The organism is Parafrankia irregularis (genome assembly GCF_001536285.1).
GTDB classification, from domain to species: Bacteria; Actinomycetota; Actinomycetes; order Frankiales; family Frankiaceae; genus Parafrankia; species Parafrankia irregularis.
In genome coordinates this window covers 39,917-60,872 of sequence record NZ_FAOZ01000029.1, presented here as the reverse complement: position 1 = coordinate 60,872, position 20,956 = coordinate 39,917, and the positions used below count along the sequence as shown (strand labels likewise).

General features: G+C 72.7%; 14 protein-coding genes. 3 read left to right on the top strand and 11 right to left on the bottom strand.

Going from position 1 to position 20,956, the window contains the following annotated elements; all coding sequences use genetic code 11:
* Positions 1 to 503 precede the first annotated feature (503 nt).
* From AWX74_RS30235 to AWX74_RS30195, 9 genes are all read right to left on the bottom strand, one after another.
* Positions 504 to 893 carry a hypothetical protein gene (locus AWX74_RS30235; RefSeq protein ID WP_054564461.1) on the bottom strand — a complete coding sequence of 130 codons (390 nt, stop codon included), beginning with the start codon at positions 891 to 893 and terminating at the stop codon, positions 504 to 506.
* Entirely contained in the window at positions 890 to 1,330 is a 441-nt protein-coding gene (locus AWX74_RS30230) for a phage tail protein (RefSeq protein ID WP_006539663.1), read from the bottom strand. The genes AWX74_RS30235 and AWX74_RS30230 overlap by 4 nt, the downstream gene beginning before the upstream one ends.
* 65 nt (positions 1,331 to 1,395) lie before the next feature.
* Entirely contained in the window at positions 1,396 to 3,030 is a 1,635-nt protein-coding gene (locus tag AWX74_RS30225) for a phage tail sheath family protein (RefSeq protein ID WP_091283751.1), read from the bottom strand.
* Between the two features lie 116 nt (positions 3,031 to 3,146).
* Positions 3,147 to 5,723: a hypothetical protein gene (locus AWX74_RS30220; protein ID WP_131799571.1), complete on the bottom strand. Its 2,577-nt coding sequence runs from the start codon at positions 5,721 to 5,723 to the stop codon at positions 3,147 to 3,149.
* Positions 5,724 to 6,115: 392 nt separating this feature from the next.
* On the bottom strand, positions 6,116 to 6,754 hold the full coding sequence (locus AWX74_RS30215; RefSeq protein ID WP_091283747.1) for an eCIS core domain-containing protein: 639 nt from the start codon (positions 6,752 to 6,754) through the stop codon (positions 6,116 to 6,118).
* A gap of 235 nt (positions 6,755 to 6,989) precedes the next feature.
* Positions 6,990 to 7,502, bottom strand: coding sequence for a hypothetical protein (locus tag AWX74_RS30210; RefSeq protein WP_207550446.1), 513 nt, complete (start codon positions 7,500 to 7,502; stop codon positions 6,990 to 6,992).
* 128 nt (positions 7,503 to 7,630) lie between these two features.
* Entirely contained in the window at positions 7,631 to 8,239 is a 609-nt protein-coding gene (locus AWX74_RS30205) for a hypothetical protein (protein WP_165615834.1), read from the bottom strand.
* Positions 8,240 to 8,670: 431 nt separating this feature from the next.
* Entirely contained in the window at positions 8,671 to 11,154 is a 2,484-nt protein-coding gene (locus AWX74_RS40925; protein WP_207550445.1) for an ATP-binding protein, read from the bottom strand.
* A 9-nt stretch (positions 11,155 to 11,163) separates the two neighbouring features.
* The gene (locus AWX74_RS30195; RefSeq protein WP_091283741.1) at positions 11,164 to 11,844 is read right to left on the bottom strand and encodes a Pvc16 family protein; all 681 of its coding nucleotides are present in this window, start codon (positions 11,842 to 11,844) and stop codon (positions 11,164 to 11,166) included.
* Positions 11,845 to 11,996: 152 nt separating this feature from the next.
* On the opposite strand from AWX74_RS30195, the gene AWX74_RS30190 reads away from it, so the two are divergent.
* Positions 11,997 to 13,430 carry an NlpC/P60 family protein gene (locus tag AWX74_RS30190; RefSeq protein WP_091283739.1) on the top strand — a complete coding sequence of 478 codons (1,434 nt, stop codon included), beginning with the start codon at positions 11,997 to 11,999 and terminating at the stop codon, positions 13,428 to 13,430.
* A gap of 8 nt (positions 13,431 to 13,438) precedes the next feature.
* On the opposite strand, the gene AWX74_RS30185 is transcribed toward AWX74_RS30190, so the two are convergent.
* The gene (locus tag AWX74_RS30185) at positions 13,439 to 14,278 is read right to left on the bottom strand and encodes a response regulator transcription factor (protein WP_091283738.1); all 840 of its coding nucleotides are present in this window, start codon (positions 14,276 to 14,278) and stop codon (positions 13,439 to 13,441) included.
* An 86-nt stretch (positions 14,279 to 14,364) separates the two neighbouring features.
* Between AWX74_RS30185 and AWX74_RS30180 the strand changes: the two genes are divergently transcribed.
* Positions 14,365 to 16,464 (top strand): dynamin family protein, encoded by a 2,100-nt coding sequence (locus AWX74_RS30180; RefSeq protein ID WP_091283736.1) that lies wholly within the window; start codon positions 14,365 to 14,367, stop codon positions 16,462 to 16,464.
* A complete protein-coding gene (locus AWX74_RS30175; protein ID WP_091283735.1) occupies positions 16,461 to 18,170 on the top strand; it encodes a dynamin family protein in 1,710 nt (569 codons plus the stop codon). The genes AWX74_RS30180 and AWX74_RS30175 overlap by 4 nt, the downstream gene beginning before the upstream one ends.
* Before the next feature lie 65 nt (positions 18,171 to 18,235).
* Here the strand turns inward: AWX74_RS30175 and AWX74_RS30170 are convergent, their stop codons facing one another.
* Positions 18,236 to 20,950, bottom strand: a complete 2,715-nt coding sequence (locus tag AWX74_RS30170) for a PKD domain-containing protein (protein ID WP_131799570.1) — start codon at positions 20,948 to 20,950, stop codon at positions 18,236 to 18,238.
* Positions 20,951 to 20,956 lie beyond the last annotated feature (6 nt).

Here is a 20,956-nt window from a genome sequence, read left to right as displayed (position 1 = left end):
CGCGGAGGCCGGCCCGATGTGGCTGGGCCGGAACGTTCCGGACGGCGCGCGCGGGTCCACGCCGTGGGCCAGGGCACGCAGGACGATCGGGGCCGGGCTGCGACTACCGAGCCCCCGGGCGAAGCCGGTGGCATCGGCGGTCACGGGATGGTCCGCGGGGCGGAGCGGCGGTAGCGAACGCCACGCGGCCGGTGCTGGCAGGGCACCACCGCCCGAAGCATCTCCCGGGCCGCTGCCGCCGGAGGTGGTCTCCCCCTCCGTGTCTCCATCCCCGCCGACCGCACCGCCCGACGAGGGGCGATCCGATCGACGGCGCAGCCATGCGCCCAGGCCCGAACCCAGCATCGCCTAGTCCAGCCCTCCGGATTCGTCGGTCAGTTTCGTCAGCGCGGTGAGGAAATACCGCCGGTCGGGATGCTCGAGATCGAGAATGTCCGCGAGTGACCAGTGGTAGCCGGCGGCCAGGTACGCGACCTCCTCGAGCAGGTCCTCGGCCGCGTACGTCAGGATTCCCCCGGCGCACCACCTGCCACGTCGACCGTGAAGGCGTGCTCGCAGGAGGGGCAGCTCACCGCGGCGTGGGTGTGCCCCTCCTGGTTGATCCGGCGGTAGAGGTCCTGCAGGAACGCGAGATCAGGGGCGAACAGCCCCTCGACGACCGCCGGGGTGATCGTGGTGAGCGATCCGAGGCGGGTGATCACCCGGGACAGCAGGAGCACGGTCAGGTACGCCTCGTTGTCCCGCACCCGCGGATCACGCAGCGGGAGGATCTCGTCCCGCGCCGTCGCGAGCCGCATGACGCCCTCGCGGTGTAGCTGGCCGTCGGCGTCCAGATAGCCGCGCGGCAGCGCGAAGGCGAACTCGGTGACCAGCCCGGCGGCGCCTGTGGTCACGCCAGCTCCAGGCCTTCGTGGACGAGCGTGACCTCCTCGATGGTGATCTCGCTGCCGCCGGCCTGCAGGCTGCCGATGCTCACCTTGGACGGCCAGGCGTTGATGAAGTTGAAACGGGCCTTCTCACCGCGGGTGTAGTCGTAGAGGACCACCGAGCCGTTCTTGCGCGCCTCGTCGATCTTCCCTTCCTGCACCTGCTTGATCCACTTCCACCAGCCCGGGTCATCGGTCTTGCCGCGCTTGAGCTGGATGTCGCCCCATTTGCGGGCCCCGGGCAGTTTCTTGATGACCGGGATACCGCCCTTCTTGTTCTCCTTGTGCTCGATCACCTGGATCTCCGCACTGAGCCCGGAGACCTCCTTGAACTGGGCGATCGCCACACCGTCGATCTCGATCTGGTAGGCGTAGTTGCCGAGCGCGTCCTCGCCGATGGGCACGACGTCTCTCCTGTCCGGGTTTCCGGTGAACTCGTCGGGTGGTCAGGTGGCCGGGCGGCGGCCGGTTATTCGGCGCCGAGGGTGATCTGGGCGACCTTGAACACGACGAACTCGGCCGGCTTCACCGGCGCGACCCCGATCTCGATGATCACCTGGCCGGAGTCGACGACTCCCGGCGGGTTCGTCTCCTCGTCGCACTTGACGTAGAACGCCTCGTCCGGAGTGACTCCGAAGAGCGCACCGTCCCGCCAGAGGCCGAGCAGGAAGGCCGACACCGTGCGCCGCAGCCGCTGCCACAGATCGAGGTCGTTCGGCTCGAACACCGCCCACTGGGTGCCGCCGAGAATCGACGCCTCCAGGTAGTTGAACAGCCTCCGGACGTTGACATAGCGCCAGGCCGGGTCCGAGGAGAGGGTGCGCGCCCCCCACACCCGGATGCCTCGGCCCGGGAACGCCCGGATCACGTTGACGCCCACCGGGTTGAGCTCGTCGTGCTCCACCTTGGTGATGTTCAGCTCCAGGCCGAGCGCGCCGCGCACCACCTCGTTGGCCGGCGCCTTGTGCACACCGCGGGTGTCATCGCTGCGGCTCCAGATGCCGGCCGCCGAACCGGACGGCGGAACGAACCGGCTGCGGCCCTCCACCGGGTCGAAGACGGAAACCCAGGGCCAGTACAGGGTGGCGTACTTGGAGTCGAAGTTGGCCTGCTCCCGCCGCCAGTCCCGGATGGCCTGGGCGTTCAGGCCCGGGGGCGGGTCGAGGATGGCCATCCGGTCACCGGCGCTCTCGCAGTGGTCGATGACCGCCCGCTGGACGGCCTGCACCACGTCCAGGCTGATCTGTTGCTGCTGGAAGGCGAACCACAGGTCCGGCACCAGCACCATGGTCACGTCGTCGCAGGCGGCGAGGCCGGCGACGCCGGTACGCTCGGCGACCTTCCCGATGAAGTCGTCGGCGCCGGCCCGCGGCACGGGCGACGGTGCGGGCGCCTGCAACGCCACCACACCGGACGTCGGCGCCCGGTCGAGCGCCGTGACGCCTTCGAGCTCGGTCACCCGGACGAGTTCCGACCCCTCGTTGACGATGGTCGCCAGGTTGCGTCGCCCGCGCCGGGTGGTGACGTCCTCGAAGACCTCGACGTGCTCACCGTCCCGGATGACCGTGACGGTGAGATGCCGGCCGGCGTCCCCGGCACTGCCGCTGGAGCCGGCTCCCGTGGGGCCGTTCGCACCGGATGCCTCCGCGCTCCCGCCACCGTCGGACGCGCCACCGTCAGGCCCGGCGGACGTCTCCTGCGCAGGCCGGCCAGCCGGAGTGATCTGCACGGACAGGCTGCCACGCACATCCGGGTCGACCGCCTCGATCCGGTAGACACCCACCCCGGGCCTGCTCGCGCTGGTCAGCTCCGCGACCGGCCCGGCGGCGGCGCCCTCGCCGCCCGAGCCGACGCTCACCACGTAGCAGGCGCCACCGCCGTTGTTGAAGTACTGGAAGACCGCCAGCGGCAGGTACGCACCGGGCACGAAGTCGCCGAAGTTCTCGACGTACTGCCCCCAGTTGGCCAGGCGGATCGCGGTGTTACGCGGCCCGCGCGCGGTGAAGCCGACGAATGCCGCCACCGCCGTGCCGACGCCCTCGATCGGCCGGGACCCCGCCTCGACCTCCTGAACGTAGACGCCGGGCGACCGGTAGTTCGGCATGCCATGCCCTCCTCGACCTGACCGGGAATGCATAGATCGTCCGCCGTGGAGGGGACTGCGCCAACGTCCGACGGCGCACCGTCAGGGGAACCAGAATCCGCCCGATCGTGCAGCCCTCATGGCGCAGCTATCAGGCCTTCGGCAGCAGGCTCGGGCGGGACCGGCAGTGACGCCTCACCCGGCGCACGGGTGAATCCGGCCGCCGGCTCCGTCAGGAACCTCTCGTCCTCGCCGCCCTTCGACCGGTTCCAGTTCAGGGAGACGAGCTCCAGGTTGCTCGGATCCGCGGCCACCCGCGCCCGCTCCTCAGCAGTGCTCCGGTGCCCCCTCTCCTCCCAGTCGAGCGCCAGTGGCCTGATGTGGTCGACATCGAAGCGCTCGCCCTGACGCATGTCCGCAAGAAGTATCTGGAGCGCTGCTCGCCGCTCCGGAGGGTTCGGCTTTCGCGCCTCCCGTTCCGCCTTCACCACCTTGCCCGCGGCAGCCTCGAAAAGCATGAACGAAGCATGCGGGATGAACTTCGGATATTCACCCCTGGGCTCGTTGTCTCCGCCACGAGATCCTATTCTGATCCCGGTTCGGAGAAGATCCCTCAGACCTCCGTCGCCGAGGTATCCCCCCTCGCCGGCGATCCAGTCCGCCCCCAGGCTGCGAACCTGCAGTTCGATCCGGGAGTAGTCGCGGGCAGCAATGGCGCCACGGATATGAGAATCCCAGGGCACCAAACCAGTGTAGTAGACGGCACGCCGCTCCTTGCGGGGCGTCTTCGCGAAATCCTCCTGATGCCGGCTGAGAGCCGGTCGCGACGAGCCCGTCGCGGTGACGCCGGCGACATACAACGCGGCGGCCTTGACCAGATCCTCTCCGACCACCTGACGCAGAAGCGCCTGAATGCGAACTATCTCCTCCGGCTTGATCTGCATGGCACGACCACGAGAATCCACGGTCAAGCCGTCCAGCCGGCGCTCCTCGATGTTCTGGATCATGCGGGAAAGTGCAGCGAGAGCCGAGCGCGCCTCGCCGTTTGGAGCCGCGGCGGCACTCGCCGCAGCCGCCGGCCCAGCCTTCACCACCGCCCGCTGGACCTGGACCTCGACACGGCCACCCGCGACAACCGCACGACCTGTATAGGCGTGACCAGCCGCCGTGGTGGAAGCCGTAGCGATCACGCTTCCCTCGGCCGTGCCTTCGCCGGCCGGAGTCGCGGCGGCGGTGCCGGGAGCGGTCGCCGATGCAGGGGCCGCTCCGGGGGTTGCGGCGCCGTCAGCACCGGTCGCCGCGGCGGTGTGACGCTCCCCGCCCTCGCGCCGTCCACCGACGAGGCGGCGACCGACAGAGGCGAGCCAGTCGGCGACGCGGTCGAGGGCGCCGTCGACGACACCGCGGACGCGGCCGACGACGTCGCGTACCGGGGCGGCGATGTCGCCGAGGCCGAGCAGGCGGGCCAGGAAGCCGAGGACGACCGGGACGCTGCGGGCGAGTGCCTGCTCGACGGCGTTCGCGGCGTCCCCGATCGAGCCGGCGGCGATCTTGGCGATGGAGTCGAAGACCGAGGTGGCGAAGGCGGCGAGCTGCTGGGCTCGTTCGATGAAGAACTGGACGGTGTTGTAGGCGGCGATGATCGCCTGGATGACGGCGCCGGCCGGGTTGAACATCGAGATCAGCCGGGTGACGGCAGCGCCGACCACGGAGCGGGCCACCCAGTCGCGGATGCCGCCGAGCACGGTGTCGAGCAGGCCCGTCGCCGATTCCATGATCTTGTCGACGACGGCACCGAGCCCACCGGTGATGATCCGCTGCACCCAGTCGACGGCGGTCTCCATCGCGCGCACGACCCGCTCGCCGAGCAGCCGGACCAGCCGGGTGCGCAGCGCCGACCAGCTCAGCCCGAGCAGGTCGAGCACGACCGAGACGATGCCGTTCAGGTCGAGGCGGGCGGGTATGCGCACCGCGCCGCGCAGGGCGCCCGTCAGCCAGCCGAGCAGCCCGGACTGCAGATGCGTCCCGATGTTGCCGACGAACTGCCCCAGGCCTGTACGTACGGCGGCGGCGAGGTTGCCGGCGAAGCGCACCGGGTCGTTCACGATCGTGCCGAGCACGTCACCGGCGCGCCGGATGATGGCCATCACCTGCTCGCCGGCACCGCCGGCCAGTGCGAGCGCGCCCTCGAAGACGAACTCCATGACCTTGCCGGCCGCCGAGCGGGCGAAGCCGAGCAGGGCCTGCAGTGGCGGCCCGAAAACGCCGGCGATCTTCGCCCAGGCACCGGCCGGGTCCGCGAGGTCGGTGATGTCGAGCGCGTCCCACGCCCGGCTGAACAGGGCGCGGATCGCCTCCCAGCTGAGCCCGAGTTTGGGCACCTCGGCCTCGAACCAGGCGGACGCCCGCTCCAGCGCGCCCGACCGGTTCAGGTTCTCGAAGATCTCCTGGCCGCGCGGCACCAGCTCGAGGAAGCCTCCGACCACGGTTGCCGCGGAGCGCGGCACCTCCGTCCCGGTGAGCACGTCCCGGCCGAGGACGACGCCGAGCAGCTTGTAGCCGGGCATCCGGTGTGCGTACGAGGTCAGCCCGGACAGTGCCCTGTCCCGCGCCCCCGCCGCCAGGTCGGACACTCCGGAGGTCACGTCGTCGAGCAGGCCGCGCGACACCGTCACCGCCGCGCCGTTCGCCGCAGGCGCCGGCCGGCGGGACACCGCCGGATCCCGGGACACCGCAGTTCGGCGGGACGGTGAAGGCCGCTGAGGTGCCGTAGCGGGCTGGGACGCCGAGGAGCGGCGGTACACCGACGGCTGGCAGGAAACCGGCGGCTTTGTCACCGCCAGCCCTGGCACCCCGATGCGAAGCCGCCCGTCCGACTCTGTCTGCTCGCGCTGCTCACGCAGCAGGGTGGCCGCCGCCCGGTTCCCGGCGCTGCGCTGCAGACCGAGCAGCGGATGCCCCGGTGGTGGAACCGACCGGGGTGATGCCAGCCGGTTGGCAGCCGGCCCTGGTCGGTCAGCCGCCGGGTGCCGGACAGCCGCCGGGTGCCGGTCGGCTGGCGAACGCCGGTCAGCCGCTGCGGGCGGCATCAGCGCCGATCCGGTGCTCACATGCCCTCCGCGGGCTCTTCCTCCTCCGGCAGCGGAGCGGCCTCACGGGCCACCTGGGCGCCGACCGCGGCGGCCTCCCGCTCGGCGGGGTCGTCCGGATGGCTGACCGTGCCGCCGGGCCCGCCGGCGCCGCTCGTCTGCTGCACGACGTGGGTGAGCTCGTGGGCCAGCAGACCGCGCCCGGTCGGCGACGCCGGGTCGTACCGCCCGGGCGAGAAGAAGACGTCGGAGCCGGTGGTGAACGCCTCTGCCTGCACCGCTCGGTTCAGGGTCGCCGCCGCGCCGTCGGTGTGGATCCGCACGGCGGACAGGTCGGCACCGAGATGGCCTTCCATCTCCGCCCGCACCGGCTCCGGAAGCGGTGAGCCGGCACCCCGCCGCGCCTCGATCGCCGCTCCGATCTCCGGGTCCAGCGGACCGGCGCCCTGCGAGCGCAGGGCACTGCGCAGCACCGCTGTCTCGGCTCCGTGTGAGCCGCCGTCGCTGGCCAGACCGCCGGCACGCAGGATTCGCCCGAATGCCGCGTTACCTACCTGCGTGTGGAGCGCGGCCGAGCCTCGCTCCCGGTTGGCGGCCGAAGAACGCCGCGCCACGGCTGCCGCCGCCGAGCGGACGGCCAGCTGGTCCTGCTCCATAGCGACCTCCTCTGGAAACGGGCGCACCGCTCCATGCCCATCGCCGACGTGCCCATCGCCGACGTGCCCGCCGCCGCGCACGGCCGCCCAGTTCGGGCACCGGCGGACACCGATCGGACGGACGTATCCATCCGACAGTCTGGTCGTGTCGACATCGCGCGAACACCCCTGACGTCTTCAGGTGGCGAACACTGCCCGAACGGGCACACGTGATGCAGCCACGGAAGATGAATGATCAGGTTGGTTCGGCACCCGTGGATTCGGCACCTGGAGACGCCCGGAACCTCGACCAGTACCGGGTGATCGCCGCGTCCAGTTCACCGAACGGAAAGTCCGCGCCATGCGCTTCCTGGAACGTCTCCAGAAACCTCAGGACGGCATCTCCCTCCGCCGCCGACAGGTCATCGAAACGTTCATGAAAAGTCGCGGTCGGAGCACCTGAATCGAACCACTCGAGCTGCTGGGAACGCAGCAGATCCGCAACCCCTGAGACACTCGGCGCGATTTCTGATGACAGCAGATCCAGCCTGTCCAGCGATTCCGTCACATCATCCCGCTCCGGCCTCGTGAGCGCACCTACCAGTTCGGAGGCGAACACGCTCACCGAACGGTAGGAGATCAGCGAGAAACGCATGAGAGCCGGCAGATAGTACCGGAAGGCCACCGGGGAGAGAGCCCACAGATTTCCTGCGAAGACGTTGTTGACGTCGTCGGTCGAAATTTCCGTGACCGCCCGCTCCGCGAGCACCAGCGGTACCCGGTCATCCACCGACACGCTCGCCGGGCGAAGGATCCCGGCCGCCACGGGTCGCGGGCGCGACGCGAACGCTTCGAACAGGTGCGCTTCGAGAGACATCGCGCGGCAGCCAACCCTTCTCACGCGGACGGCTGGGACTCGGACGAGAGGTTCTCCCGGACTATCGCGAGCAGCGCCGCCATGGCCGCGACCGCGGCCGCGGCGGCAGCGGCCTCCGCTGCCGCCGCGAGAGCGGCCATGACGATCTCGGCGAGCGCGATGACCGCCGCGACCAGCGCGGCGATCGTGGCGATGACGACAGCGGCGGCGACAGCCATGGCGGCAGCCTCAATAACCTCGCGTGCCCGCGCAACAACGATCTCCATCGCGGCGATCAGATCACCCGAGCAGTCGGATGTCTGGAAGAACCGGAAGCACCTGTTCATCATGTTGATCTTGTCTCGCACCTGCGTCTGGTGACCGGTGTCCCCACCCTTGAAACAGGTCGCGTCAAGGGCCACCCGGGCAGCGATCTCCGCACCGATCGCCGCGATCTTCAATGCGAGGAAGGGGCAGCTGTCGCCGGGCGAGCACGAACCAAGCATGCCGACAACGGCCTTCGCGGACTCCACCGACATCCGCAACGGAATGTACCGGCCGTAGGAGCAGTCTCCAGGGGGCGTCATGCCGTCGCCGGGGACGCGTTGCACCGCCAGGTCCGTCGCGGTCACACGCTGCACGAGAGGCATGCGGTTCACCGCGTTCGCGGAGACCGCGGTCCGCTCCCCCGGCTCGACATCCTCGTGATCGGAACACGAGCACGGAGCTGAACCAGCCCGCTGCACGCGCAGCATGGTCGAAACCGACGCAGGCCGCGCTGTGGCGACCGGGAGACCACCATCCGAACGCACGATCCGCCCAAAGGCGGCGTTGCCTACCAGGGCCTGCAGGCTGTGCCCCTGCCTGGCCCGCGCCACCGCCACAGGTTCAGGCCCCGGCCCACGGACAGTGCGGGATCTCCGCTCAATCCGGTCGTGGTCCATGTCGGTCGACCTCCCAGCGGGACGGACCCGGCCAGCACCTGGGCCGCTGCCATGTTTGCACGCTGCAGGCGCACGAGGCCGGGATCTGCCTCAAAGGGCACCACATGGTGTTCATGTCGACGCCGCCGGCCCGGCGATCAACGTGGTACCAGACCGAAGTAAGGGCCGAACTCGTCGGCGAGGCAGAGGCGGCCGAGTTTGCGGTATTCGAGCGCGACCGCGGTGACGATCTCGCGCATGTCCACCACCTGACCGTTCGCCGCGCCCAGGTAGGCCGCGGTCACCGCCGCGTTCCGGATGTCGCCGCCGGCCAGCCCAAACGCCTTCGCGCAGAACTCCAGGTCGACGTCGGTGGCCAGCGGCACCCCGGCGAGCATCCGCCGCCACAGGGCGAGGCGCTGCTCGGCGTCCGGCCGGGTGAACTCCGCGACCACCGACAGCCGGCGGCGGAACGCGTCGTCAAGGTTCGCGGCCAGGTTCGTCGCCAGAACGGCCACCCCGTCAAACGACTCGATTCGCTGCAGCAGGTAGGCGACCTCGACATTGGCGTAACGGTCGCGGGCGTCGGAGACCTCGGAACGTTTCCCGAACAACGCGTCGGCCTCGTCGAAGAACAGCACCGCGTTCAGCCCCTCCGCGCCGACGAAGATGCGTTCCAGGTTCTTCTCCGTCTCGCCGATGTACTTGTCGACGACCCCGGACAGGTCGATGACGTACATGTCGACACCGAGGGCGCCCGCGACGACCTCCGCGGCCATGGTCTTACCGGTTCCCGACTCGCCGACGAACAGGGCGGTGACGGCCTCACCTCGGCCGCCGCCGCGACGCAGCCCCCAGTCGTCGAGAACCCGGCCGCGGTGGGCCGCCCGTCCGGCCAGATGGCGCAGGGTGGTGAGGGTGCGCGGCGGCAGCACCAGATCGTCCCAGCCGACCGCCGGGCTGATCCGGCGGGCCAGCCGCTCCAGCCCGGTGGCGTTCTGCGCCCGTGCCGCCGCCACCAGCCACTCGACCCGCGGCGGCGCGGCCGCTCGCGCCGCCGGCGCCGCCTGCAGCTCCGGCGGCACCGGCGACGGCTGCGGCTCCTGCAGCTCCGGCGAATCGTGCTCCGGGCCACCTTCCAGGACGCGGGCGGACAGCCGGGAGGCGGCGACCGCCCGGCGCACCTGGCGGGGCGCGAGCCGCAGGGACGCGAGCTCGCCGGGCATCGGCGCGCCCAGCTCGGCGGCCCACACCGCGGCCTGCGCGTCGGCCCCCAGCGCAAGCACGTCATCGATCAACGGCACCGGTCCGGGGGTCTCCGGATCCCACGCGCCCCGCCCGTACAGCACCACCGGCAGAGGCGGCAGCGTCCCATCGCCTCCGGCCGCGGCGCGGACCACCAGCCCACGCGCCGCGGGGTCGAGCATTCCGGTTGGGCCGGCGACCAGTACGGCCCCGGACAGTCGTGCCTCGCGGACGGCGACGGCGAGCGTCGCCGCGACACCGCCGAACCGGTCGGCGGCCGGCACGGCACCTGAGCCTGAGCCACTGCCCATGCCGATCTCCCCGCCCCCGTCCTCGCCCGCCCCGACGTCGCCGCTGCCGGTGCGACCTCCGGCCGGGTCCGCGACACGGGCCAGGCCCGGCGCGGAGAGATCCAGGCCGAGGGCGCGGCGCCCGGCCCGGCGGCAGGCGGACAACGCGGCAGCGAGGCCGTCCGCACCGGGCGTGGTCCGCAGGTAGACGAGCATCGGGTCACCAAGCCCGGGGTCGACAAGCCTGACGCCGTCCGGCCCCGCTTCGTCCAGCCCGGTGTCGGACGGCCGGGCGTCGGCCGCCGGACGAGCCTGGCGCACCGGCGGGTCTGGCCGGCTCGGTGGGCGCAGTGGGCGCGGTGGGCGCGGTGCCGTGCTGAGAAAACGGGCCACCCGCCGGACCACCGGATCGTCGACGTCCGGGGCGTCGGTCAGCACCTCGGCGAGCGCCGGGCCCGGGTCGTCCACGCCGAGCAGGTGGGCGGTGACCCGGTCCGGAACGCGCAGCGACCTGGTCAGGAAGGGGCGGTCGGCGTCCTCCACGACAAGCAGCCCGGTGGCGAGCAGCGGGGCGCCGGGCGCGCACCGGGCGCGGGCCGCACCGTCGAGCGGCGAACGCCCGCACAGTTCCAGGGCGAGGCCGGGGCTGGCCCGGCGGCGGGTCACGTCGTCGTGCAGATAGCCGTAGAGCTTCTCGAACCGGGCGTCCAGGTCCGGGGCCAGCGCGACCAGCAGGATGTCGACATCGAGCCCGCTCAGCCCGAAGCCGCCCGCGAGCTCTCGAAGCCGCAGCCGGCTGCCCCGCTCCCGCGCCGCCGCGGCGGCCCGCTCCACCTCGGCCGCGAGATCACCCGGACCCGCGCTCTGATCGCCTGGAGACGGATCGGCCGGATCGGCCGGGCCGGGTGCTTCCGGCGGAGCTGGCGCGGTCTGGGTCGGGGTGCGGAGCAGGAGGGCGTCGATGTGGCCGTCGCTGAGGTAGAGGCCGCGGAAGGCGTCGTCGGGCTCCGGGTCGACGGCGCGCCGGGCGGCGACGGCGCCGCGGACCCGGGCCTCGACCACGGCGAGCCGGCCCAGCAGATCGGCCAGCGAGTCGTCCCCGTGCACGGGTGGCGCTCAGAGCTCCTGGACGCGCCGGGTCCGCGGACCGGCGCCCGCCGGCCTGCTCCCGGGCGGTGGCGGCACGGCTGGCGCGCGCGGGTCGGTGGCCGAGGCGCGCAGGTGCACCTCGGGGTCGGCCGCGACCAGCTTGCGCACCGGTTCGACCCGGGCGGGGTCGAACGGCGCGACGACGACGAGGTCCAAGGAGGGTTTGAGCTCACCGCCGAGGGCGTTCCACACGTCGGCGATGCCGCGGTCCGCGCCGGTGGGCAGCGCGAGCTGCAGCAGCACCGGGATCGGCTGGTCGACCAGTGCCCCGCGCAGGTACTCGGCGGGCACCGCGTCGTGCCGCAGCAGGGCGGCGAGCAGGACGGAGAGCAGCCGGTGCTCGTCCTCCGGGCGGGACGTCCACGCGGTGAGCAGGTAGGACAGCCGCAGCCGGCGCGGCGGCGGCCGGCGCGCGACGATCCGGCCGGCGCCGTCCCGGACCTGCTCGAAGGCGATCTCGCGGCGCGCCACATCCTCCCGGATGTCGTAGAGGAACGCGTCGATGCACGGCCCACCGCGCCGGGCCGCCCATTCCCGGGTCGGTGCGTCGAAGAGGACCTCCGTGTCACCGCCGGCCACGGCTTCGGCGGCGAGCAGCGCGGCGAGCGTCGCGTCCACGTCATGGATCATCGCCTCAGACGGTGACATCCGGGCACCGACCGCCGCAAGGACGCACCCGGCCCGTCCGCGCTGCCCGTTCGTGCTGCGTCTTCGGGCTGCGTGTTCGGGCAACGAGACGAGGCGAAACATCTGCGCGTGCGACGGTTCCGCCCGCCGCGTGATCGACGTAGCGTCAGCTCATGGCGAGGTACAACGCCGCGGACATCTACGGCTACGCCCGCGCGGCGGGTTTCACTCCGGACCAGGCGGTGACGATGACCGCCATCGCCCTGGCCGAGTCGGGCGGTGACAGCTCCGCCCACGCGACCCGCGGGGAGGACTCCCGCGGCCTGTGGCAGATCAACATGGACGCCCACCGCCAGTGGGCCGACCAGAAAGCGTACGACCCCGCGGTCAACGCGAAGCTCGCCTACGAGGTCTCCCGCGGCGGCCGGGACGTCTCGCCGTGGACCACCACCCACGGCCTGGACGACGCCCGTTACCTCGGTTACCGGGCCCAGGCCGAGCGGGCGGCCCAGCTGGCCGGTGAGGGCGAGGCCCACGGCAACTGGGCGGGGACGGCCGGCTACGGCCATCAGCTCACCGCCGCCGGCGACGCCGGCGGCAGCCATCTCGACGAGACGACGGCCCGTTTTCTGCAGGCAGCGCTCGCGCAGGCCGGCGACAAGTACGTCTACGGGGCCGAGGCGCACCTCGACGACTCCGACCCGACCGCGTTCGACTGTTCGGAGCTGACCCAGTGGGCGGCCGCGCAGGCGGGTGTCGAGATCCCCGACGGGGCCGCGGCCCAGTACGAGGAGCTGCGCACCCACGGGCAGGAGATCTCCGTCGACGACGCGCTGCGCACCCCGGGCGCGCTGCTGTTCCGCGCCGACCCGAACGGCTACATCAGCCATGTGGCGATCAGCCTGGGTGACGGCCGCACGATCGAGGCGCGCAACTCTCGCCTGGGGGTCGGTGTGTTCGACAACCGCGGTGACTGGCTGAACCGGGCCGCGGTGCTGCCGGGGCTGTCCGGCCCGGTCGGCGCCGGGGCACCGCCCGGCGGGTACTCGAGCAGCTCCCTGGCCCTGGCCGGCGGGGTCGGCACCGAGGCCGCCGGGGCGGACAGCGACGGCGACGGCCTCACCGACGCGCTGGAGAGCCAGGTCGGTACGGACTCCGCTGCCGTCGACAGCGACCACGACAACCTGTCGGACATCTACGAGCTGCTGCGCGTGGGCTCGGACCCGACGTCCGCCGACTCCGACCATGACGGCCTGCCCGACTCGGCCGAGCTCGCCCTCGGGAGCAGCCCCACGAACCCGGACAGTCTCGGTGCCGGCCACCTCGACGGGGCGACCGGGCCGACGGCGACGCTCGACAGCGATCACGACGGGCTCAGCGACGATCTGGAGCGGGTGCTGGGAACGGACCCGAGCCGGATGGACTCCGACGGTGACGGCCTGCTCGACGGTGCGGAGCACCAGCTCGGCCTGGACCCGCTGGCCTTCGACCACCTCGACCCCGCCGGCACCGACGCCGCCTCCGGTTCCGGTTCCGGAAGCAGTACATCCCTCACCCATCATGTGGACACGGGTACCGGCGGCCTCGACGGACACACGGTCCTTTGACTCGCCGGTCAGAGCAGGCCCTGGCGGAGGGCGAAGGCGACCGCGTGGGAGCGGTTGCGCAGCCCGAACCGCCGCGTGACGTCCTGCAGGACGTTCTTCACGGTCCGTTCCGAGTAGTTGAGGCGCCGCCCGATCTCCTGGGTGTCATGCCCTTCGGCGACCAGGCGCAGCACCGTCAGCTCACGTTCGGAGAGCCCGGAGAAGGTGAGCCCGCGCGGCGCCAGCACCTGTGTGGACACCTGCTGGACCTGTCTCAGCAGCGAACCGAGCATGTCCGGCGGCAGGTAGCCCTCACCGGCGGCGGCCCCGCGCACGGCCGCCAGCACCGCCTCCGGGGTGGCGGTGGCCCGGCGCAGGAGCCCGACGACACCCGCCTCAACGGCGGCGGTCAGGTCGTGGGCCTCCAGCTCCGCGACGACGAGCACGACGGGCACCCCACCCTGCTGCAGCTCACGCACCATCCGCAGGGTGCGCTCGTCGGTGCCCTGCGCGCTCACCAGGACCACGTCGGCTGCCCTCGGATCACCGCCGGACGGGTTCGGCCCACCCGGCGCCGCACCGTCGTGGGCCGGCCGAACCGGTGTGGCGCCATGCTCGCGGCCCCGGTCGGGTTCCGCGGTGAGCTGGACGGGACGCAGGTACGACGGCCGCCCAGCCGCACCCGTCCCGGGACCGCCGGCGCCAGCCACGGCCACGGCTGCCTCGGAACCCCCACCCGCGCTCACGGCGACGGCTCCGGACAGCCTCTCGACGATCTCGATGTCCGGGCAGCCACCCAGCTGGGCCGCCAGACCGGCCTGGGTGATCGGATCACTGGCACGGAGCAGCACTCGGATGCGGTGGGGCATGGTCCGTCCTCCCTGTCGTTGACGACCACGTATCGCACAGCGCGCTCAAGGTCGGCTCGTCCTCACGAACCGCTCAAGGAACGCTCATGACGGGCCTCGGCGCGGACTCAAATCCGGCGCGTCCGGCATCGGCACGTCCGGTGCACCCGGCCGCCGGCGGGCCTTCGGCCACGGTCCGGCTGCTCGACGCGGTGGCCGCCGAGGCCGGGCGGCGAGGCCGGCCGGACCTGCAGGTGCGGCTTGCCCGGGAACGCGGCCGGCTGGTCACACCGGACGCCCTGGTGGTCGTCGCGGGCGAGTTCAAGAAAGGCAAGGGCACCCTGGTCAACGCCCTGTTGGGGGCGGCGGTGTGCGGCACCGACCCGATCTCGACCACGCTGGTGCCGACCATGGTCGGCTACGCCCCGCACCCGACCGCGACGGTGCGGCGCGCCGCCCGATCCGCCCCGGGTGACGCACCGACCGGCGGGGCACCGCCCACAGCGGCAGCACCGGCCGAGGCTCGGTCTGTCGAGGATCCGTCCGTCGACGCGGTTTCCATCGAGGTGCTGCACGACCTCGTCCAGGGCCCGCCGGCGGCGACACGCCTCGCGATCGGCTCCGACTCCGACTCCGACTCGGGCACCGGTACCGGCTCCGGCCTTGGAACCGGCTCCGGCACCGGTCCGGTGAGTTCGGCGCAGGTCGGGGTCCCCCGGCAGCTGTTGGCGCAGGGTCTGACCCTGCTCGACACCCCGGGGCTGAACGGCGGACTGGCCGACGGCCATGCGGCGGCGACGCTGGACGCGGCCGTCAGCGCCGACGCCGTCCTGTTCGTCTCCGACGCCGGGCAGGAACTCACCGCCCCCGAGCTGGACCTGATCCGACGGCTCGTCCGGCAGGGCGGGACCGTGCTGCTCGCGATCACCAAGATCGACGCCTGCCCGCACTGGCGCCGGGTGGTCGCGGCCAACCGGGAGCATCTGCGGCGTGCTGGTCTGGACCTCACCGTCTTCCCCCTCGGCGCGCCGCTGCGGCTGCGCGCCCTGCGCGACCATCGGCCTGATCTCGACACCGAGTCCGGCTACCCGGCGCTGGTGACCCATCTGCGCCACGAGATCGTCGCACCGCGCCGGGCCCGCCTTGAACGACTGGCCCGCGCCACCGCCGCCGACGCGCTGCGCCAGCTACTCACCGAGCTGGAGACCGAACGGGCAGCACTCGCCGATCCGCGGCATGACGCGGGCGACCGGGCGGCCGGCCTGGCCGCCGCCGTCCGCGACGCGAGTCGGATGGGTGAGCCCGCCGCGGTCTGGCGGCAGGAACTGTCGCAGCAGTACCCGGAGATGACCCTGCGCTGCAGGGACGGCCTGGCGGCCAGCATCCGGACGTTACACGCCAGAGCGGAGGAGAGGATCACCGCGAGTGATCCGTCCGAGCAGTGGGACGAGCTGCGCAGCTGGCTGTTCCAGGCGGTCAACGAGACCCTGCTGGACCACCGCCAGCAGATCCGCTCCGAAGGCACGACTCTCGTCGACACCGTCACGCAGGCGTTCGAGGCCGCCGCCGGCCCCGTCCGGGAGCTGCTCGCCACGGCGGTCGACCGGCCGCTGCCCACGGTCGAGGACGTCCGCGGCCTCGAGTTCACCCAGTCGACCGGTTTCGACCTGCTGGCACAGGGCGCGCGCGGCGGGAGCGTCGGGATGGTCATCGTCTCGGCTGGCGGGGCACTTGCCAGCATCGCCGGGCTCGCCGCCCTCACGACAGTGCTCGCCCCGGTCGGAATCGGGGCGCTCGTGATGCTCGGGCGGCGCACGATCGCCTCCGTCCGCGCGAACGAACGCCGCGCCCACCAGGCACATGCCAAGGAAGCCGCGCGGCAGTACATCGAACAGGCTGGAAGGATCATCGCGCAGGACGCGACCGTCGTCTGCGAACAGCTTCGCGTCAGCCTGCACCAGGCCCTGACCGGGCTGGCCACTGAGCTGACGACCGAAGCGCGGCGCAACCTGGCGGCCGCCGAGCGGGCCGGTCGGGAGACCGAGGAATCGCACCAGGCCCGGCTCGCCGCGCTGGACAGGGACATCGCCCGGCTGCGCGCCGTGACGGAGGCCGCCAGCGCACCCGGCGCCGGCGACCCTGCCGGCGCGGCCGGCGCGGCCCGAGCGGTCAGCACGGGACGGGCAGGACGGGGAGCTGCCAGGTGACCGGTCACACCGGTCACACCGGTCCAGGCGACCCGGCCGGCCGCCCTGGGAGCCTGCGTGCGCTGGTTCGCGCTCTGCTCCTCGACACGCTCGACGCCTGTCAGGGATGCCCCGCCGAACCGATCCTGCGCGAGGAGGTGGACCGCTTCGACGGGCCGCTGCGGGTCGCGCTCGCCGGCCGGGTCAAGGCCGGCAAGTCCACACTGCTCAACGCCCTCGCGGGCGAGCAGATCGCGGCGACCGACGCCACGGAGTGCACCCGGATCGTGACCTCCTACGCCGCCGGAACGCGCGAGGCGGCCTGGGCCTACCTGCGGGACGGGTCGGTGGTCGAGGCCCGGCTACGCCGCACGGCGGGCAGCGCACATGTTGACCTGGCGGGGCTGCCCGGTGGGGCCGGTTCCGCGGGCACGGCGGCCCCCGGAGCTGGCGCGACTGGTCCCGGCGTGGAGGCTCTGCGGGTCGAGCTGCCGGGCCCGCGGCTACACGGCCTCACCCTCATCGACACGCCGGGCATCGCCTCGTTGTCCGTGGAGCTCTCCCGGCGCACGGAGAGTTTCCTGACCAGGGGCACCCGCCGGCCACCGGCCCGCCGGCCCGGCGGCAGGTCTGCTGGCGACGTGCCCCCCGGTCTCGGCACGGCCGGCTCCGGAGCCGCCGGCCCCGCACTGGCCGGTGCGGACGCGATCATCTATCTGCTGCGTCACCTGCACGCGGCTGACGTCGACTTCCTGGCTTCGTTCCGGCGGACCGGGCTCGGCGAGGCCACCCCGGCGCATGCCATCGGGGTGCTCTCCCGGGCCGACGAGATCGCTCCCGGGCGCACCGATTCCGTGGACGTGGCCCGCCGGGCCGCCGCCGCCATCGGCCGCGACGAACGGGTCCGCGCCCTGGTGCAGACCGTCGTACCGGTCGCCGGCCTGCTCGCCCAGGCCGGCACCCGGCTGTCGGGCGACGAGCTCGGCCAGCTGCTGGCACTCGCCGCCGAGCCCGCCGCGGACACCGACGACCTGCTGCTGTCCGTCGACCGGTTCGTCGCCCCGGCCGCGTCGACATCCGTCGCCGCGCCGGTGCGGGCGCTCCTGATCGACGGCCTCGGCCTCGCCGGCGTACGTCTCGCCGTGGCACTGGCCCGGCTCGGGTACGCCCGTGACCCGGCCGGGCTCGCCGCGGAACTCACCGCGCGCAGCGGCCTGCCCGAGCTGACCGAGCTGCTTCGCGGGCAGTTCACCGACCGCGCCGACGTCCTCAAAGCCCAGCATGCGCTGCGCGTCCTGGACGGAGTTCTCGGCGAAGACGCCACGGGCGAGGCCACCGGAGCGGACGGGCCGGTGGGCCCGCCGCCCCGTCTGCTGGCACTGTTGCGGGCCCGCCGCGAGCAGATCGAGGCCGGCGCGCACGAGCTCGCCGAGCTGCGCCTGATCGGCGAGCTGCGCACCGGCAGGGCCGACCTGCGCGGCCTGGACGGTGGGCGGCGCGACGAGATGGAACGGTTGCTCGGCGCCGCCGGGGTGGACGTGCGGACCCGACTCGGCCTGCCCGCCGACGCCGACGCCGCCGAGATCCGGCCGGCGGTGCTGGCCGTCCTGGGCAGCTACCGCCAGCTGGCGGAGAACCGCCTGCTCCCCCAGCCGACCCGCCGCGCCGCGGCCATCCTGCGCCGCACCTGCGAGGGCCTGCTGCACGTCTCCGCCGCCGGCAGCTGATCGGCCGGCAGCTGATCGGCCGGCACCTCCCGCCCGCGGCCGGCGCGGCCGGCCGCGGGCCTGCGCTATTCGACGCGGGGGTTCACCCAGGCGGCCCAGTCCTGCGCGGCGTCGCCGAGCGCGTCCACCCGGAGAACCAGTCCAGTGGCGCCGCTGACCCCGGACAGGTCGACGTCGACAGGCGGCATGGAACCGTCGGACTGAACCTCTACCCGGCTCAACAGCACGGCCGACAGCTGGCCGCTCGGGTACACGGCCCGAACACTGAACTGGACTCGGCCGGCAGTACCCTCATTAGGCTTCACAAATCCTAGCTGGGCACGGAATCTCTGGCCGCTGACAATGGCCTGCGGAAGGGTGAACTGGCCGGATATCCAGCCGTCCGCGGCATAGTTCGGATGCGTTTCCATGTGGGACTGATAAGATCCGTCCTCCAGCTGGTACGCCTCGGTGTTTATGTAGCCCTTGGCCTCTCCCCGCGCGCCGTACACCGGCGTACCCGCGCCGCTGCTCCAGGCCGCGCTGCTGGCGTTGGGAATCAGTGCGTAGGGCTCCGGGGGGGCGACCGTGACGACGACGTCATCCGAGGTATCTGTCGCGTACAGCTCCGCCGTGTCGGTGACCTTGACCGTGACCCGGTAGGTACCCGCGGCCGGAACCGTGAACCGCGCGGTGTTCGCCGCCTGCGGCTGCGCGCTCTCGGGGGATCCCGCGGGTTCGATGCTGAACTCGTAGTCGCGCAGCGCCGCGGTGCCCGGGGTCGCGGCGGCGGTCGCGTTCACCACCAGCTCACCCGCCACCGCCGAGGCCGAGACCTGCACCGTCGGTGCCACCGCGGCCGCGGTGACCGTCACCTGCCGCGTCATCGAATCACTCCGGCCAGCCCGGTCCGTGACCGTGAGCCGGACGGTGTAGGTCCCCGCGGCGGAATAGGTGTGACTTCCCGTCCGCGAGGTCGCGACAGCGCCGTTGTCGTCGAAGTCGATCCGGTAGTCGGTGATCGGCTCCGAGCCGGCGGTCGATCCGGAGGCGTCGGCGTTGACGAGCAGCGGCGCGCCGCCCGAGGCCGGTGTCACGGTCAGCGCCGCGGTCGGGCCTCGTTTCCCGGTCTCCTCCGTCCGCGAAGGGCTGGTCGGGATGATCGGAGTGGTGGGGATGGTCGGGGTCGTGAGGTTCGTGGTCGGCGCCGTCGGGGTGGGTGTGGGCTGCGCCGTGACGGTGATCCCGGCGGTGGGTGCGGCCTTACGGCCGTCGGCGAGGGTGACCTGGGCCGAGACCGTGTACTGCCCGGCTCGTGACCAGCTGTGCGACACCGCGGTGCCGCGGCCCCCGCTGTCGTCGTCGAAATCCCAGCGCACGGCGCTGATCCGGGCCCCGCTGGTGGCGACCACCCGCAACGCCACCGGCTTCCCGACCGCCACCACGCCCGCCGACCGCTCGATCGCCACGGCGCCGTCGGCCGGGTCCGACGGACGTTGGGTGGGCGAGGGCGTCGAGGACGGGCTCTGCGCCGGACTGGTCGGCCCGGCCGAGGAGCCCGGCGACCCGGACTGGCCTGACCCGGGCGGCCCGGACTCGCTCCCCCGGCCGTTGATCAGGCCGGCCTCCGGCCGCTCGGGGTCGTACTTGCTGATCGAGATGGTTGTGCCGTCGAAGTGGACCACCCCGGACCGCTCGCTGGCCGGATCGTTGTAGAACACGAACGACCCACCGGGGACGAGCTCGAAACGGGTGCCGGGCGGCAGGACCTCCGCCCGGCGCGGCGCGTCCCGCGGCCGGCTGAGGTCCACGACGAAGATCTCGCCGGTGGTGAAGTCCGGTACGAACACCCGGCCCGCCACCTCCAGTGGTGGGCCGAGCTCGTCGTCGGCGGCGCCGAGATCGGCCGCGAGGTCGCATGACCGCCGGGCCAGGTCACTGACCAGCAGCACACCGCGCCGCCCCGAGGCGGTGTAGAGCCGCGAGGTCTCCGGGGAGCCGGTCACCACAGCCGTCGTGTCGGCGGGGTTCTCCGCCAGGCAGGTCGCCGCGCCGAGGCTGCCGTCGGACTCCAACGGCCGTACCGAACTTCCGGCGACGACGACCGCCCTGCCGCCGGCGACCACCAGCCGGGCGCCGTCAGGGTCGACCGCCGCGGCCCGGCGGCCCACCTTGCCCCGATCATCCAGCCAGACCAGGTCACCCGAACCCGCCTCGATCAGCCACAGCCGGCCGGATCCGTCCACCGCTCCGCCGCCGGGCGCGATCCTCGACGCCAGTGCCTGGCTCGCCCGGGGCTGCAGTGACCGGATGTCCGCTGTGGTGACCAGGCCGGACTGTTCGGTGAAGGCGAACAGCCCGGAGTCGTCGCGGCCGGGGAAAAGCTGCAGCCGCTGGCCGGGCTGGGCGAACCTGACCGGCCTGGACGGCTCGTAGGTGATGCCGTCAACGCGCACCACGCTGCCGGTGGTGCCGTCGGCGACGAAGGCATCGGCCCCGGCCTGCGCCGAGGTCAGGTCCGCGTCGGCCCCGGCGACCGGCACCTGCGTCACCACCTGCGCGGACGCCCCGTCGATCAAAGCGGCCTGCCCGACCTTCGACGACACGAGCCAGGCCGCGCCGTCCTGCAGCGACACCTTCACCGTGCGGTCGCCGCGCCCCGACAGCACGACCGCGACCGCGCCGAGAACGACCACGAGCGCAAGGAACGTCGATCCCAGCCGCGCCGACACGGCCCGCGCGCGCGCCCGCGCCGGTCGAGACGTCCCCGCGCCACCGAAGGATCGCCGTCCCGTGGTCATTCTCGG

Excerpts from the sequence above, each read along its gene's own strand:
- AWX74_RS30225 (WP_091283751.1), bottom strand. The coding sequence starts at position 3,030 with ATGCCGAACTACCGGTCGCCCGGCGTCTACGTTCAGGAGGTCGAGGCG.
- AWX74_RS30215 (WP_091283747.1), bottom strand. The coding sequence starts at position 6,754 with ATGGAGCAGGACCAGCTGGCCGTCCGCTCGGCGGCGGCAGCCGTGGCG.
- AWX74_RS30205 (WP_165615834.1), bottom strand. The coding sequence starts at position 8,239 with ATGCCTCTCGTGCAGCGTGTGACCGCGACGGACCTGGCGGTGCAACGC.
- AWX74_RS30195 (WP_091283741.1), bottom strand. The coding sequence starts at position 11,844 with ATGTCACCGTCTGAGGCGATGATCCATGACGTGGACGCGACGCTCGCC.
- AWX74_RS30190 (WP_091283739.1), top strand. The coding sequence starts at position 11,997 with ATGGCGAGGTACAACGCCGCGGACATCTACGGCTACGCCCGCGCGGCG.
- AWX74_RS30185 (WP_091283738.1), bottom strand. The coding sequence starts at position 14,278 with ATGCCCCACCGCATCCGAGTGCTGCTCCGTGCCAGTGATCCGATCACC.
- AWX74_RS30180 (WP_091283736.1), top strand. The coding sequence starts at position 14,365 with ATGACGGGCCTCGGCGCGGACTCAAATCCGGCGCGTCCGGCATCGGCA.
- AWX74_RS30170 (WP_131799570.1), bottom strand. The coding sequence starts at position 20,950 with ATGACCACGGGACGGCGATCCTTCGGTGGCGCGGGGACGTCTCGACCG.